The 14,390-nt window shown below is 62.2% G+C and carries 15 protein-coding genes and 1 tRNA gene; 8 read left to right on the top strand and 8 right to left on the bottom strand.

Annotated elements, in window-relative coordinates; all coding sequences use genetic code 11:
* The first annotated feature begins 194 nt into the window (after window positions 1-194).
* Window positions 195-953 (top strand): energy transducer TonB, encoded by a 759-nt coding sequence (locus QMK50_RS09715; RefSeq protein WP_095169028.1) that lies wholly within the window; start codon window positions 195-197, stop codon window positions 951-953.
* Entirely contained in the window at window positions 946-1,398 is a 453-nt protein-coding gene (rimI, locus tag QMK50_RS09710; protein ID WP_095169027.1) for a ribosomal protein S18-alanine N-acetyltransferase, read from the top strand. Before QMK50_RS09715 ends, rimI begins: the two co-directional genes overlap by 8 nt.
* A gap of 48 nt (window positions 1,399-1,446) precedes the next feature.
* Here the strand turns inward: rimI and QMK50_RS09705 are convergent, their stop codons facing one another.
* Complete coding sequence (locus tag QMK50_RS09705) at window positions 1,447-1,851, bottom strand: serine kinase/phosphatase (RefSeq protein WP_095169026.1); 405 nt, start codon at window positions 1,849-1,851, stop codon at window positions 1,447-1,449.
* Between the two features lie 139 nt (window positions 1,852-1,990).
* On the opposite strand from QMK50_RS09705, the gene can reads away from it, so the two are divergent.
* Window positions 1,991-2,635: a carbonate dehydratase gene (can, locus tag QMK50_RS09700; protein ID WP_095169025.1), complete on the top strand. Its 645-nt coding sequence runs from the start codon at window positions 1,991-1,993 to the stop codon at window positions 2,633-2,635.
* A gap of 18 nt (window positions 2,636-2,653) precedes the next feature.
* Here the strand turns inward: can and QMK50_RS09695 are convergent, their stop codons facing one another.
* Entirely contained in the window at window positions 2,654-3,172 is a 519-nt protein-coding gene (locus tag QMK50_RS09695) for an SET domain-containing protein-lysine N-methyltransferase (RefSeq protein WP_159997975.1), read from the bottom strand.
* 289 nt (window positions 3,173-3,461) lie between these two features.
* Between QMK50_RS09695 and QMK50_RS09690 the strand changes: the two genes are divergently transcribed.
* Window positions 3,462-4,778 carry an MFS transporter gene (locus QMK50_RS09690; protein WP_320333018.1) on the top strand — a complete coding sequence of 439 codons (1,317 nt, stop codon included), beginning with the start codon at window positions 3,462-3,464 and terminating at the stop codon, window positions 4,776-4,778.
* A 5-nt stretch (window positions 4,779-4,783) separates the two neighbouring features.
* Here the strand turns inward: QMK50_RS09690 and QMK50_RS09685 are convergent, their stop codons facing one another.
* On the bottom strand, window positions 4,784-5,299 hold the full coding sequence (locus QMK50_RS09685; RefSeq protein ID WP_095169024.1) for a RidA family protein: 516 nt from the start codon (window positions 5,297-5,299) through the stop codon (window positions 4,784-4,786).
* Between the two features lie 1,050 nt (window positions 5,300-6,349).
* On the opposite strand from QMK50_RS09685, the gene QMK50_RS09680 reads away from it, so the two are divergent.
* A complete protein-coding gene (locus QMK50_RS09680) occupies window positions 6,350-7,666 on the top strand; it encodes a PAS domain-containing methyl-accepting chemotaxis protein (protein WP_320333017.1) in 1,317 nt (438 codons plus the stop codon).
* On the opposite strand, the gene QMK50_RS09675 is transcribed toward QMK50_RS09680, so the two are convergent.
* From QMK50_RS09675 to QMK50_RS09665, 3 genes are all read right to left on the bottom strand, one after another.
* Window positions 7,651-8,214 (bottom strand): GNAT family N-acetyltransferase, encoded by a 564-nt coding sequence (locus QMK50_RS09675; protein WP_159997967.1) that lies wholly within the window; start codon window positions 8,212-8,214, stop codon window positions 7,651-7,653. The two genes, QMK50_RS09680 and QMK50_RS09675, sit on opposite strands and share 16 nt — an antisense overlap.
* A 36-nt stretch (window positions 8,215-8,250) precedes the next feature.
* Window positions 8,251-8,619, bottom strand: a complete 369-nt coding sequence (locus tag QMK50_RS09670; RefSeq protein ID WP_095169021.1) for a cupin domain-containing protein — start codon at window positions 8,617-8,619, stop codon at window positions 8,251-8,253.
* A gap of 77 nt (window positions 8,620-8,696) precedes the next feature.
* A complete protein-coding gene (locus QMK50_RS09665; protein WP_320333016.1) occupies window positions 8,697-9,506 on the bottom strand; it encodes an AraC family transcriptional regulator in 810 nt (269 codons plus the stop codon).
* A 141-nt stretch (window positions 9,507-9,647) separates the two neighbouring features.
* Between QMK50_RS09665 and QMK50_RS09660 the strand changes: the two genes are divergently transcribed.
* Both QMK50_RS09660 and QMK50_RS09655 read left to right on the top strand, forming a co-directional pair.
* On the top strand, window positions 9,648-10,289 hold the full coding sequence (locus tag QMK50_RS09660; RefSeq protein WP_159997963.1) for a LysE family translocator: 642 nt from the start codon (window positions 9,648-9,650) through the stop codon (window positions 10,287-10,289).
* Window positions 10,290-10,314: 25 nt separating this feature from the next.
* On the top strand, window positions 10,315-10,791 hold the full coding sequence (locus QMK50_RS09655) for a GNAT family N-acetyltransferase (RefSeq protein WP_320333015.1): 477 nt from the start codon (window positions 10,315-10,317) through the stop codon (window positions 10,789-10,791).
* A gap of 68 nt (window positions 10,792-10,859) precedes the next feature.
* Here QMK50_RS09655 and ggt read toward each other — a convergent pair whose 3' ends face one another.
* The gene (gene ggt / locus QMK50_RS09650) at window positions 10,860-12,704 is read right to left on the bottom strand and encodes a gamma-glutamyltransferase (protein WP_320333014.1); all 1,845 of its coding nucleotides are present in this window, start codon (window positions 12,702-12,704) and stop codon (window positions 10,860-10,862) included.
* 147 nt (window positions 12,705-12,851) lie between these two features.
* Window positions 12,852-12,928 (bottom strand) — tRNA-Met (locus QMK50_RS09645).
* 250 nt (window positions 12,929-13,178) lie between these two features.
* Here QMK50_RS09645 and QMK50_RS09640 point away from each other — a divergent pair.
* Window positions 13,179-14,384 (top strand): MFS transporter, encoded by a 1,206-nt coding sequence (locus QMK50_RS09640; RefSeq protein ID WP_095169016.1) that lies wholly within the window; start codon window positions 13,179-13,181, stop codon window positions 14,382-14,384.
* Window positions 14,385-14,390 lie beyond the last annotated feature (6 nt).

Raw genomic sequence — 14,390 nt, 5'->3', positions numbered from 1 at the left:
TTAAAAGCAGCGATTGTACTGCATCGCAGGCTATGGGAATCCCCCTCGGCAGATCGACGGGACGGACTGTCGTTTTTCTCTGCTCTACTGCGGGCGATCTTCGGCGAAGGGCGGTAGAATCCCTGCACTTTAAGTTATCCACAAGTGGCCGACCTTTGCTAATCGAGTCCCGTCGCCGCGCTTATTTGACTGCCATGCAGGTGGTCAACTGGCTGCCGCGCACCGAATTGCCCTTTGCCGCCCCTTCGCGGCCCGAGCTGCTGGAGCTGGTTGAGCCGTTGGTCGCCGAGCCGCCAGTGCCGGGCGTTGCGCCTGTGCCAGCGGCCAAGGTCGCCGTCGCGGTCGAGCCGGTAACCGCCCCCGCCGCGCGCCCGCGGATCGAAGTGCCGCGCCCATCGCTGGCCAGTACCCGGACCAATGCCAAGGTCGAGGAAGAAGCCGCCCCCGCCGTGGTCAAGGCCCCGGTCGTGCCGCCACCGCGGTTTGCCCTGCAATTGTTGCGCGCGGGCCGTTGCCTGCTGCTGGTGGAGTTACCCACAGGCGACACGTTCCAGACGCGCGACCCGGCCTACCTGCTGCTCAAGGACATGTTGCGCGCCGCCGGCCTGCCGGACAGCCCGCAAATCGTCGGCGAGCCGGTGCGCTGGCCGCTATTGGCGCGGGGCACCATGGATCAGGGGCCGGAAGCGGCGCGCGATTTCGTCCAGGGCTTTGTCTCCGCGCGCCTGGAAGATCAACCCTGTGTCTGTCTGTGGCTGGTGGGGCTGCCGGCTGTGCGGTTTGCCGGCGAGGCGGATGCGCAAGCTTACAATCGCGAACTTCAGGTCGAAGGCCTGGGGTCGGTCTGGGCGCTGCCTGGCCTGGAATTATTAATGGAAGAGCCACAGCGTAAGGCTGATGTCTGGCAAGCCATGCGTCGGCTGATGGCGCGCTGGAAAGAATCAAATGAGTGACGCTGTATCGTTCCGCCCGATGACCGAAGCCGACCTGGACGCAGTACTGAAGATCGAATACGCGGCGTTCAGCCATCCCTGGACCCGCGGGATCTTTCTCGATGGCCTGGGCAAGTACCAGATCTGGCTGATGTTCGAGGGGCAGCAACAGGTGGGCCACGGGGTGGTGCAGATCATCCTCGATGAAGCGCACCTGCTCAATATCACGGTCAAACCGGAAAACCAAGGGCGCGGCCTGGGCCTGACGTTGCTCGAGCACCTGATGTCGATTGCCTACAAGGCGCAAGCACGCGAGTGTTTCCTCGAAGTGCGCGACAGCAACCGGGCGGCCTTCCGACTGTATGAACGTTATGGTTTCAACGAAGTGGGGCGCCGCCGCGACTACTACCCGGCAGTCGGTGGGCGTGAAGACGCCGTGGTCATGGCCTGTACCCTGGTCGACTGAGCCCTTCGACCTTTGCGGGCAAGCCTGATGCTCGCCCGCGCAAGCGTGTTAACGATTGCCGTCGACCGGATCGCGCCGCGCCAGCTCCGCCTCATCCAGGCCATTGCCGCCGCCAATCTCGTCTTCATCGACAATGCTCAAGTCCCAGTCGGCCTGATCACCCTCGCCGACGTCCTGGGCGTCCCGTGCGCCGTCTTCACGAATCAGGTTGCCTGGGGTCAGGTCATCATCGGTGGATTCGTCGTCATCGGCCGAAGTCTCGTGCATCCCTGCTTCGGCTGCAGGTTGGCGCGGCACGGGCGGTTTGCGCAGGTGTTCGGGCAATTCATCGCGGATGATGGCGCTGGAGGGCTCCTCGTCGAAGTCCAGTTCACGCATCGAGCCCATGCGGTCTTCGTTGTCGTCGATGGGCTCGGGCTGTACCGCGCCATACGGACGTCGTGAATCAGTCATGGCAAATCCTCATAATGTGGGGCTTATAGGGTGGACAGGCGCTACCCTTGAAGATTCCAAGCCATTTGCCCTAATAACGGCGTGACCCCGGCGCATGCTGGGGTGTCAAACCAGCGCATCATTCTTGAGGCTTCAGAACATGAACGAATTACAAGATCTGATTGATAACAACGAGCGCTGGGCTGATGCGATCAAGCAGGAAGATCCTGACTTCTTCGCCAAACTGGCCCGCCAGCAGACGCCTGAATACCTGTGGATCGGCTGCTCCGACGCGCGCGTGCCGGCCAACGAGATCGTCGGCATGCTACCCGGCGACCTGTTCGTGCACCGTAATGTGGCCAACGTAGTGCTGCACACCGACCTCAACTGCCTGTCGGTGATCCAGTACGCGGTCGACGTGCTCAAGGTCAAACACATCCTGGTCACCGGCCATTACGGCTGTGGCGGGGTGCGGGCGTCCATGCAGGACCGTCAGTTGGGGCTGATCGACGGTTGGCTGCGCTCGATCCGCGACCTCTACTACGAGCACCGCGAAGCGTTGGCCCAATTGCCGACTGAAGAAGAGCGGGTCGACCGTCTCTGCGAACTGAACGTGATCCAGCAAGTGGCCAACGTGGGCCATACCAGCATCGTGCAAAATGCCTGGCATCGCGGGCAAAGCCTGTCGATCCACGGCTGCATCTATGGCATCAAGGATGGCCGCTGGAAGAGCCTGAACGCCACCATCAGTGGTTTCGAGCAACTGCCGCCGCAGTATCGCTTGCGTCCGGTGGGTGCCATCTAGCACTCCCCTGGTAGGCGTTCAGCAAAGGCTATGGCGATGCCATTGCTGCAGGAAAAGCCGCCCCTCGGCGCTGGGCTGTTCATCGTAACCGGTGATCCAGCCACGGCACCGGGGCGAGCCGCATTTACAGGCAAACTGGCGCAACACGCTGGCCTCGGTGCTGACATAGTCCATGCACAGTGGGCTGCCTGGCGTAATGTCCTGTAGCGCCCATAACCAGAGTTCGCTCATGTCGAGGAAGACATTGGGGTCGCAGGAGTGGCGCAGTCGTCCACAGAAGTAGGGGTCATAGACGTGAATGCCCACCGCTAACTGGACGCTGTGCAACTGCGGGGCGTGGACCAACTGTCCGGAGACCCGGCACATTCGGGTAATCCGCTGATAGTGACGCAGGGCCATGACGCCGCGGTTTTTTGCGCCATGGCCGGACTCCACAATGAAGTCGGCCATGGACGGGTAGCCCTGCTTGGGGCTGAGCCCCTCGAAAGGGTAGATGCATCCGTTCGCCAAAGACTGGGCATTGACCTGAGGGCTCATAGACATCCCTGCCTGGATCAAGCTTGCGACAGCCGTAGACGGGGCATCCTGTCTGCCCTGCAACGCTTGAGTGTTGCTCAAGCGTCTCGCAAATGACACACATCGTCTACTGTCAGGCCTGACAGGGGATAGTGACGACTTTTACTGTAAGCCATGACTTACAGCGCTATCGAAATCATTGCGCCAGTGGTGTTTTATGCGCTTGCGACTAAGGTGTAACGGGTTGTCCGGGAGCGCATTTGCGTAGACCATGGGCGCCGCGATTTTTTGCCTAATTTCGAGCCTGTTTATGACTGCCATTGCCGACACTCGACCTGCGCCATTCTCCCGTTCTGACTACAAGACCCTGGGCTTGGCGGCACTGGGCGGGGCGCTGGAAATCTACGATTTCATCATTTTCGTGTTTTTCGCCCTGACCCTCAGCCAACTGTTCTTCCCTCCGGAAATGCCCGAATGGCTGCGCCTGCTGCAGAGTTTCGGGATCTTTGTCACCGGGTACCTGGCGCGGCCGCTGGGTGGCATCCTGATGGCGCACTTTGCCGACCGGTTGGGGCGCAAGAAGGTCTTCAGCTTGAGCATCCTGATGATGGCGCTGCCGTGCCTGCTGATCGGGATCATGCCGACCTACGCCCAGATCGGTTACTTCGCCCCCTTGCTGCTGCTGGTGCTGCGGGTGTTCCAGGGCGCCGCGGTCGGTGGGGAAGTGCCGAGTGCCTGGGTGTTTGTCGCCGAGCATGCTCCTGCCGGTCACCGCGGTTACGCCCTGGGATTCCTGCAGGCAGGGCTGACGTTCGGTTACCTGATCGGCGCCTTGACCGCGACCTTGCTGGCACAGGCCTTTACCCCGGCGGAAATCCTCGATTACGCCTGGCGTTATCCGTTCCTGCTGGGCGGGGTGTTCGGCGTGCTTGGCGTGTGGCTGCGCCGCTGGCTCAACGAGACTCCAGTGTTCATGGCGATGCAGGCCAGTCGTGAACTGCACGTCGAGTTGCCGTTGCGCACGGTGCTGCGTGAGCACCGCCTGGCGATGTTGCCGGCGGTGATCCTTACCTGCGTACTGACTTCGGCCGTGGTGACCTTCGTGGTCATCACCCCGACCATGATGCAGAAAACCTTCGGCATGACCGCCAGCCACACCTTTGCGCTGAGTAGCCTGGGCATCGTATTCCTGAACATCGGCTGCGTGATTGCCGGGTTGATCGTCGACCGGATCGGCGCCTGGCGTACGGTAATGCTCTATAGCCTGCTGTTGCCGCTGGGCATCGGCGTGCTCTACAGCAGCCTGATTGGCGCAGCGCAGTGGATCGGCCTGGCCTATGCGATTGCCGGTCTCGGTTGTGGGGTGGTGGGCGCGGTGCCGTCGGTGATGGTCAATCTATTCCCGGCACGGATTCGCGTCTCGGGGATTTCCTTCACCTACAACATTGCCTACGCGATCTGGGCCAGCATCACACCGCTGTTGCTGATTGGCCTGATGCCGTGGAGCCCATGGATCTGCGTGATTTTCTGTGCCGTGATGGGCGCCGTGGGGATCAGCGCGGCGCTGTACTTCGGCTCGCGCCTGCCCCAGGTCGCCCAGTCGGCTGGCGCGACCTGCTGCCCCTGAGGGTGTCAATCGCTGATCGAGTCTTCATCCAGCGGCGCCGCGAGCGGTTTGAGTGCGACGATCATGTCGACTTCGACCGCGGCGCCCTTGGGGAGCTGGTACACCCCCACCGAGGTGCGGGTATGCACGCCAGCGTCGGCGAAAATCCCGTACAGCACCTCTGAGGCGCCGTCCGCCACTTCACTTTGCTGGGTGAAGTCTTCGGCGCTGCGCACGTAGACATTGATGCGCAGGATCTTGTCGATCCGCTCCAGGTCACCGAGTTGCTGCGTAAGAATGGCCAGGGCGCGCATCGTGCAAATCTTCGCGGCCAACCGGCCTTGCTCCAGCGACACCTCTGCGCCCACGCGGCCCACCACCATTACCGTATTGTCGATGCGTGGGATCTGCCCGCTGATGTACACCTCATCGCCATTTTGCACCACCGGCACGTAGTTGCCGCCAATGCGCATTTCACCGTCAAAACGATGACCCAGCGCCTGGGCGATACCGTCGAACAGCGCTTTACGTGATTGATCCATGTCGGGCGTCTCCTGTGTATGGGGGGGCTGCGCCGACTATAGCGGGTTGTTTGCTGCCCCAACATAGGCATAGGCATCTACACGACTGTGGTGCGACGTTGCACCTGTGGGCCTCTGGGGTGTTGGATTAGACCGAGTACATATCCATTTCTTCGGTAACGGCCACTTATGGTTCCGCCTGACGGCGGCTCACTTTGAACAGCGCAAAAGTAAGCAAAACGCTCTTACCCCCACCACTCGGTGCCTCGCTTAGGCTCGGCATGCCCGTACTCCGACATTGATTTGGGGGGCCGCCGCAATGGGCCCTCCCTGGCCCAGTGCGGCTAAACCGGCGTCCTGCCGGTTTACCCCCAAATCAATATCGGACTCCGGCCAGCGTGGTTAACGGGCGCCCAGGATCAAAAACAAAGCGAGGCGGCCTTAGAGCCGACCTGATCGCTAGGGCATGCGCGGTGTAGCTTCTACTTCCTAAGACGCTGACGAAGTCAGCCATCTTTTGATCTGGCTCTGGCTCTGGCTCTGGCTCTGGCTCTGGCTCTGGCTCTGGCTCTGGCTCTGGCTCTGGCTCTGGCTTTTGCTTTGGCTTTTGATCCTGGGCGCCCCGTTAACCACGCTGGCCGAACGCAGGCTTGAATCCGTGGGTAACCCGGCAGGACGCCGGGTTAGCCGCCCCGCGCCATGGATGGCGCGTGGCGGCGGCCCACGGTTTCAAGCCGGAGTGAGGGAACACCGAGCCCAAGCGAGGTGCCAAGTGGTGGGGCAAGAGCCTTTTGCTTACTTTTGGGCTTTCAAAAGTGAGCCGCCGTCAGGCGGAACCATAGGAGGCCATTACCGCAAAAATGGATATGTACTCGGTCGAATCCAACATCCTGGTCGCACCACAGTTGTATAGATACCAATGCCAACATAGGGCCGCCAACCAGGGGCGAGGGGCGAGGGGCAATCGCCGAGTATTTTTGTCGGACAAGCCGGCCTGGCTCTTCAGAAAATCCGCGCAAAGCCGATGGCTAGGCACAACGATGCACTCAACTCGGCCCTTTGGTGTCCCCCATGTTCAACAAACGCTTGAAGCAGGAGCTGTCGGCTCTGCGCGAGGAACTCTCCAGCCTTCAACAAGTGAAGGAAAGCCTGGACAGCGAGATGCTGGTGCTCACTCTGGACCCGGAGGGTCGAGTGCAAGCGATCAACCACAATTTCGCCGAGCAAATGGGCTACAAGGGCAACGAACTGATTGGCCGGCCGATCGACGATATAGTTCCGCCGCACGTCAAGAGCGACGAATTTCACCAACGCTTTCGCCATGCCTTGACCCGTGGCGAGCACTTCGCCGGTGCCCTGCGTTTGCTGCGCGGCAGCGGTGAAGAGGCGTGGTTGCGCTCGATCTCCCAGCCGGTGCGTGGCCCGGATGGGCGAGTCAGGCACGTATCGATCTATGCCAGCGACCTGACCCGCACCATCGAAGCCTCCCGTGAGCACGAGAACCTGATCGGCGCACTGCTGCGTTCCACCGCGGTGATCGAGTTCGACCTGGGCGGCCATGTACTGATGGCCAACGAGCGATTCCTCAGCGGCATGGGCTACACCCTGGCGCAAATCAAGGGCCAGCACCATCGCCTGTTTTGTGAACCGCAGGAGTACCAGAGTGCTGGCTACCAGGAGTTCTGGCGGCGCTTGAATGCCGGTGAATTCGTCGCCGACCGCTTCAAGCGGGTCGATGGTCACGGGCGGACGGTCTGGCTGGAAGCGTCCTACAACCCAGTGCGCGATGCCAACGAAAAGCTGTACAAAGTGGTGAAATTTGCCACCGTCATCACCGACCAGGTCAAGCAGGAACAGGCGGTCGCCGAGGCGGCGAACATCGCTTATACCACCTCGTTGCAGACCGACAGCAGCGCACAACGCGGCACGGCGGTGGTGACCCAGGCGGTCGATGTGATGCGTGAGCTGGCCCGTCACATGCAGCAGGCCGGAGAAGGTATCGAGGCACTCAACGAGCAGTCACTGGTGATCGGCAGCATCGTCAAGACCATCAGCGGCATTGCCGAGCAGACCAACCTGCTGGCGCTTAACGCGGCCATTGAAGCCGCCCGCGCTGGCGAGCAGGGCCGTGGGTTTGCCGTGGTCGCGGACGAAGTCCGGCAGTTGGCTTCGCGTACCAGTAAAGCCACCGACGAAATCGTCGGGGTGGTGCGTCAGAACCAGGACATGGTGCGCGATGCGGTGGTGCTGATGACCGACGGCAAACTCCAGGCTGAGCAAGGCTTGGCGCTGGCGGCGGAGGCGGGCACGGTGATTGTCGAGATCCAGGACGGTGCGCAGAAAGTGGTCAGCGCAGTCGGGCAGTTCGCCAATCAGCTCGCCACTTGAGGGCTGCAGCGATCGCTGCGCAAGCGTGACAGCATCAGTAAATCGCAGTGCCTGCCGGACCAGAATCCGGCCTCGCGCAACCGTCCTTCCTGGCTGAATCCCTGGCGTTCGAGCAGGCTCAGGCAGGCCTGGTTGCGTGGATGGACCAGGGCCTCCACACGGTTCAGTTGCATGTGTGTGAAGCCCCAGGCCAGCACCGCCTCCAGTGCTTCGCCCATCAGTCCGTTGCCCCAGGCCGAGGGCAGCAGGGCGAAGCCCAGGGAGCAGCTCTGCCAACCACGATTCCATTTGAACAGGCCACAATTGCCGATCAGCCGGTCCTCGCCCTTGAGCTGCAGGCCCCAACGGGTACCGGGGTTGGCGTGGGTGCGCCAAGCCGCAAAGGTCTCGACCAGTTCCTCGGCCTGGGCCAGCTCGGTCAGGGGGTCGATCCCGAACCACTTCATGGCCTGTGCGTCGCCATGAATCGCCAGTAATTGCGGCGCGTCGTCCATCTGGATCTCACGCAGGTGCAAGCGCGGGGTGTCGAGGATGGGAAAGGCGTGCATTGAATCTCCTTATTCAGCGTTTAGCCGCGTCGTGCTTCAGATCCACTGATCATTTTGCGCCGTGCGCGAACCACCGGCCTCGCCAGTATTGAGTACGCCGCGGGGTTCGATCAGCATCAGGCTGACTTCCTGCTCGGCATAGGGCTTGTGCTCGACGCCCTTGGGCACCACGTACATTTCGCCTTTGCGCACCAGTACCTGGCCATCGCGAAAGTCGATGCGCAACTGGCCGTCGAGGACGATGAAGGTTTCGTCGGTGTCCTGGTGATCATGCCAGATGAAGTCCCCCAGCAGTTTCACCACTTTGAACTGGTAGTCGTTCATTTCGGCAATCACCCGTGGCGACCAGTGCTCGGTGATCTGTTGCAGTTTGCTGGCGAGGTTGAGGCTTTGATGGGACGGCATGGCACGGCTCCTGGAGGTTGATGGCGAACCCAGGGTAGCCGGGACCTGCAGCAGACTCTTGCACGATTGTGCGGCGCTCAGGCGCGGTGCATGTTCATCCAGCGCGCGGGTGACAGGCCATAGGCCTTGCCGAATTGCCGAGTCATGTGGCTTTGATCGCTGAAGCCGGCGATCAGCGCGGCGTTGCTCAGCGACTCGCCCTGCATCAGCAGCGCGCGCACCAGGTCCAGGCGGCGCATGGTCAGATAGCGGTAGGGGCTGGTGCCGAACAACAAGCGAAAGTCCCGTGACAGGCTCCAGCGGTCGCGCCCGCTGTGCTCGGCCAGTTGGTCGAGGGTCACCGGCTGATCGAGAGCACTGTGCATGAACTCGCGTGCGCGCTCCGCCGCCACATAATCGAAGCGCTGACGCCGCGCGGGGGTGCCGGACACGACGTGCAGGGCCTGGGCCAGGTCAAACAGGGCATCCTGCTGCTCCAGCGCGTCGAGCGGGCGATCGAGGCTTTGCAGCAGCGCTCCGGTGGCGGCGAACAGGCGTGGATCATTGCTGATCCCCGTCTTGATGAATGGCAGTGGCTGACCACCGAGCATCTGCTGGATCAGCGCCGGCTCGACGTAGAGCATCCGGTACTTGAAGCCTTCTTCGGTACCGGCCTCGCCATCGTGTGCTTCGTCCGGGTGCAGCACCATGGTGCTGCCGGGCAGGCTGTGGCGCCAACCGCCGCGATACTGAAAACTCTGGACCCCGGCCAGGGTATGGCCGATGGCGTAGGTGTCGTGCCGGTGAAGGTCATAGCCGTGCCCCGAAAAATACGCCTCGATTCGCTCCAGCCCAGCACTTTGGGGGGCGCGATGGAACCAGTCGGTGAGGAGTCTTGGCTTGCTCATGGGCAGTCATCATTCATGGGGTTGGCACTGGTTCCCACGGTATCCCAGGTGCGGGTGGGCTGTCAGCCGGATAACCGGTTGCCTGATGGGCTCAAGGTCGAGTAAAAACCCTATTCCAGCAATCACACAGGTGACTGACAAATGGATGTCCAACCCCTGACCTACGTCGCGCCCCTGTTATCGCTGGCGTTGCTCTGGACCGTGGCGGTGATTACCCCGGGGCCGAATTTTTTCACCACGGCGCAACTGGCCGCCAGTTGTTCGCGCCGCCATGGCGTCGTGGCCGCCATGGGAGTCGCGACGGGTACGGTGTTGTGGGGCCTGGCCGGTGGTCTGGGAATCAAATCGCTGTTCACGGCGGCCCCGACCTTGTACCTGGCGTTCAAGATTGCCGGAGGGGCCTACCTGATCTATCTGGGGCTCAAACAGTTCAAGCGCAAGCCAGCGCTGGAGCTGGGCGCCAGTGAGGGCCTGGGGCAGGCGCAGCGCAGTTTGTTCAGCGCCTATCGCCTGGGTTTCCTGGGTAACATGACCAACCCCAAGTCCGCGCTGTTCGTCGCCACGATATTCGCCACCTCGATGCCGGCTTCGCCACCGCCAATGCTGCTGGCGCTGGCAGTGCTGACCATGGCTACGTTGTCCTTCAGTTGGTACTGCAGCGTGGCGCTGTTGTTTGCCAGCCGAAGAGTTGCCCAGGCTTACGGCCGCTCGCGGCAGTGGCTGGATCGTTTTGCCGGTAGTTGCTACCTATTGTTTGGCGCCCATCTGGTTGCCAATCGTTGAAAAAAGGGACAAGGAGACCCCACCCATGACCATCACTTTCAGAGCGGTAGAAGCCCAGGATATTCCGCGAATCCGTGGTTTTGCGCGCAATCAGGAAGAACAGTTTTTCTTTTTCCCGGCCGCGACCTGGCCGCTGACCGACCAACAATTACAGGGTTCGATCGACAAACGTTCGGACTCCACAGTGATCGAGCTGGACGGTGTGGTGGTCGGTTTTGCCAATTTCTATCAATGGGCAACGGCGGGCACCTGCACTATCGGCAACGTGATCGTCGACCCTGAGGTGCGGGGCAAGGGAATCGGTGCGCAATTGATCGAACAGATGATCACGACTGCCCGCACCCGGCACCAGGCCCGGGAGGTGACGCTGTCGTGTTTCAACACTAACGTGGCCGGGTTGTTGCTCTACCCCAAACTGGGGTTTACCCCGTTTGCCATTGAAGAACGCCAGGACCCCGAGGGCCGCCGGCTGGCCTTGGTGCATTTGCGTATAGCGGCGTAGACGGCGGGCAGTGGCGAGCAAGCGCGCTCGCCACTGCCGCGAAGGGCAGTTTGTGTCCCGTTTTCCGATCAATCCCCTAGCGCTGCACCTTCACGCCGTGGATCGGCGCCACCGGCCCAGGCAGCCTTGCCCTGCGCGTCGCGGACGCGAATGATGGCCTGGGTGCCGCTGGTCATGTCGATCTCGTTTACCGTATGCCCCTTGTCCTTGAGCGCCTGGATCAGCGCCGGGCTGAACTGGCCGCGTTCCAGTTCGGTGGGGCCGTTGCGGCTGCCGAAGTTGGGCAGGCTGATGGCGGCTTGCGGGTCGAGTTGCCAGTCGAGCATGCCGATCACTGACTTGGCGACGTATTCGATGATTTGCGAGCCGCCGGGCGAACCCACGGTGGCCAGCAGTTCGCCGCTCTGGCGGTCGAAGACCAACGTCGGCGCCATGGATGAACGCGGGCGTTTGCCCGGCTCGACCCGGTTGGCCACTGGCTGGCCGTGTTCTTCGGCGATGAACGAGAAGTCGGTCATCTGGTTGTTGAGCATGAAGCCCTGCACCATCAGGTGCGAGCCGAAGGCAGCTTCCACGGTGGTGGTCATCGACACCGCCCCACCCAAGTCATCGACCGCCACCACCTGGGACGTCGAGATGCGCAGCGGCGAACGATCCGCCGCATACGCCACCTGGATGCCTGCCGGTGTGCCCGGCTTGGCGGTGCCCATGCTGCGCTCACCGATCAAGGCGGCGCGGCTGTCGAGATAAGCAGGGGAGAGGAGGCCGGCCAGCGGCACCGGCACGAAGTCCGAGTCGGCGATGTACAGGGCGCGGTCGGCGTAGGCCAGGCGTTCAGCTTCGGCAATCAGGTGCACGGCCTCAGGAGCGGGTTCAAGGCCGGCCGGCCGCTCGTTCTTGATCGGTCTGAGGGGCGCCAGGGCAAAACGCCTGTCGCGGCCTTCCAGGGCCTGCAAGGTGCCGAGGATCTGCGCCACGGCGATCCCGCCTGAGGAGGGCGGCGGCATGCCGCAGACCTGCCAGCGCTTGTAGTCGCTGCACAGCGCGGCGCGCTCCTTGGCCCGGTAGCCCTTGAGGTCGTTGAGCGACAGGCTGCCGGGGTTGGCGTGGCCCTGGACCTTGGCCACGATTTCCTCGGCAATCGACCCCTGATACAGGGCGTCCGGACCTTCCTTGGCAATGCGCTCGAGGACCTTGGCCAGGGCCGGGTTTTGCAGCAGGGTACCGACGGCTTTCGGGCTGCCATCGCGGTTGAGGAAATACCCGGCCATGTCGGGGGAGCGCGGCAAGAACGGATCGGAGGCAATCATCGTGTGCAAGCGTGGCGAGATCGCAAAGCCCTTTTGCGCCAGCTCGATGGCCGGCTCGAACAGCCTGGCCCATGGCAGGCGCCCGTGTTCGCGATGCGCCATCTCCAGTGCACGCAAGACCCCCGGCGTGCCGACGGAACGCCCACCGATCTGCGCCTGCGGGAACGGCATGGGCTTGCCATCAGCCTGCAGGAACAAGCGTTCGTTGGCACCCGCCGGTGCGGTTTCACGGCCATCGTAGGTGCGCACGGCCTTGCCGTCCCACAGCACGATCATGGCGCCGCCGCCAATCCCCGAGGACTGGGGTTCTACCAGGGTCAACACTGCCTGCATGGCGATAGCGGCGTCGATGGCCGAGCCCCCCTGGCGCAGCATCTCCCGCCCGGCGGCAGCGGCGAGTGGGTTGGCCGCTGCCGCCATGTGTTTGCTGGCGTATTGGGTGCTCAGGTCGGTGCGAAAGCCCGAGGCCATTTCCGGCGCTGCGGGCAGGGTGCTTACGGTGGTCGAGGCGGGTGGCGCGCTACAGGCGGCGAGAGTCAGTGCGGTGGCGAGCAGCGACAGGGCGCCAAGGCGCAAGCGGCGTGTAGGGAAGGCTGGGAACACGAGGGCACTCCGTCCGTGGGGAAATAGAGTGGGCGACTGTATCGGCGGCAGACGCCAGCTGCAACGTCGGGGCGGATGTCGGCGGGGTGGCACTTTTCTCCAGGCATAAAAAAACGGCCTACCTTGCGGTAAGCCGTTTTTAGTACTTGGTGGCTACACAGGGACTTGAACCCCGGACCCCAGCATTATGAATGCTATGCTCTAACCAACTGAGCTATGTAGCCAAGTGGCGCGCATTATTGGCTTGGAACGACGATGTGTCAAGCATAAATCTAAAATATTTCTCTACGCTTTCAACCGCTTATCCTCCGGCCGCGGAAAAACCCCGGTTTTTCTGCTTCGCTCCCGGGCAAATCATCCCATAGGTGGATTGTTTCAAGTCGTTAGCAGGCTAAGGGGATGGCGTTGCCGCACTGAAAAATGGCACATTGGCGCACCTGCACTTGCGCACCCATCTGCTGTTTGGAAACTTTCATGGCAACCAGTAATCCTCAAGTGGCCGCCCCGGCGGCGCAAAGTAGTCCCTTGGTCATGCGCATCATCGGCGCGGTGGCGCTGGCGCATTTGATCAACGACCTGATCCAGGCGGTGCTGCCGTCGATCTATCCGATGCTCAAGGAGAACTACGGGCTGACGTTCACTCAAGTCGGCCTGATCACCTTGACCTTCCAGCTCACTGCCTCGCTGCTCCAGCCCTGGGTCGGCTACTACACTGACCGTCACCCCAAGCCTTATCTGCTGCCGCTGGGCATGATCTGCACCCTGATCGGCATCCTGATGATGTCCCAGGTCGGCAGCTTCCCCTTGATCCTGCTGGCGGCGGGGTTGATCGGTATCGGCTCCTCGACCTTTCACCCGGAAGCCTCGCGAGTGGCACGGCTGGCCTCTGGTGGACGCTTTGGCCTGGCGCAGTCGACCTTCCAGGTGGGCGGTAACGCCGGCTCGGCATTCGGCCCCTTGCTGGCCGCTGCAATTATCATTCCGTTCGGCCAGGGCAATGTGGCCTGGTTCGGTCTGTTCGCCGTGTTCGCCCTGCTGGTGCTGTACCGCATCAGCCGCTGGTACGCCAACCACTTGAGCCTGTTCAAGCTCAAGCAAGGCCAGGCGGCGACCCACGGGCTGTCGAAGGGCAGGGTACTCAGTGCGCTGGTGGTGCTTGGCCTGCTGGTGTTCTCCAAGTACTTCTACATGTCCAGCCTGACCAGCTACTTCACCTTCTACCTGATCGAGAAGTTCGACCTGTCGGTGGCCAGCTCGCAGTTGCACCTGTTCCTGTTTCTCGGCGCGGTGGCGGCGGGGACCTTTTTCGGTGGGCCGATCGGCGACAAGATCGGCCGTAAGGCGGTGATCTGGTTCTCGATCCTGGGTGTGGCGCCGTTCACCTTGCTGCTGCCCCATGTCGACCTGTTCTGGACCAGCGTCCTCAGCGTGGTGATCGGCTTCATCCTGGCCTCGGCCTTCTCCGCCATCGTGGTCTATGCGCAGGAATTGGTGCCGGGCAATGTCGGAATGATCGCCGGGGTGTTCTTCGGCCTGATGTTCGGTTTTGGCGGGATTGGTGCGGCGCTGCTGGGCTACCTGGCGGACATCCACGGCATCGAGTACGTGTATTACCTGTGCTCGTTCCTGCCGCTGCTCGGGGTGTTGGCGATCTTCCTGCCGCGCACCAAAAAGGCCTGAGCCGAA

Source organism: Pseudomonas sp. P5_152 (genome assembly GCF_033989915.1).
In the GTDB taxonomy this organism is placed as follows: domain Bacteria; phylum Pseudomonadota; class Gammaproteobacteria; order Pseudomonadales; family Pseudomonadaceae; genus Aquipseudomonas.
The sequence above is the reverse complement of the archived record's forward strand: the minus strand, read 5'-3'. Positions and strand labels throughout refer to the sequence as shown.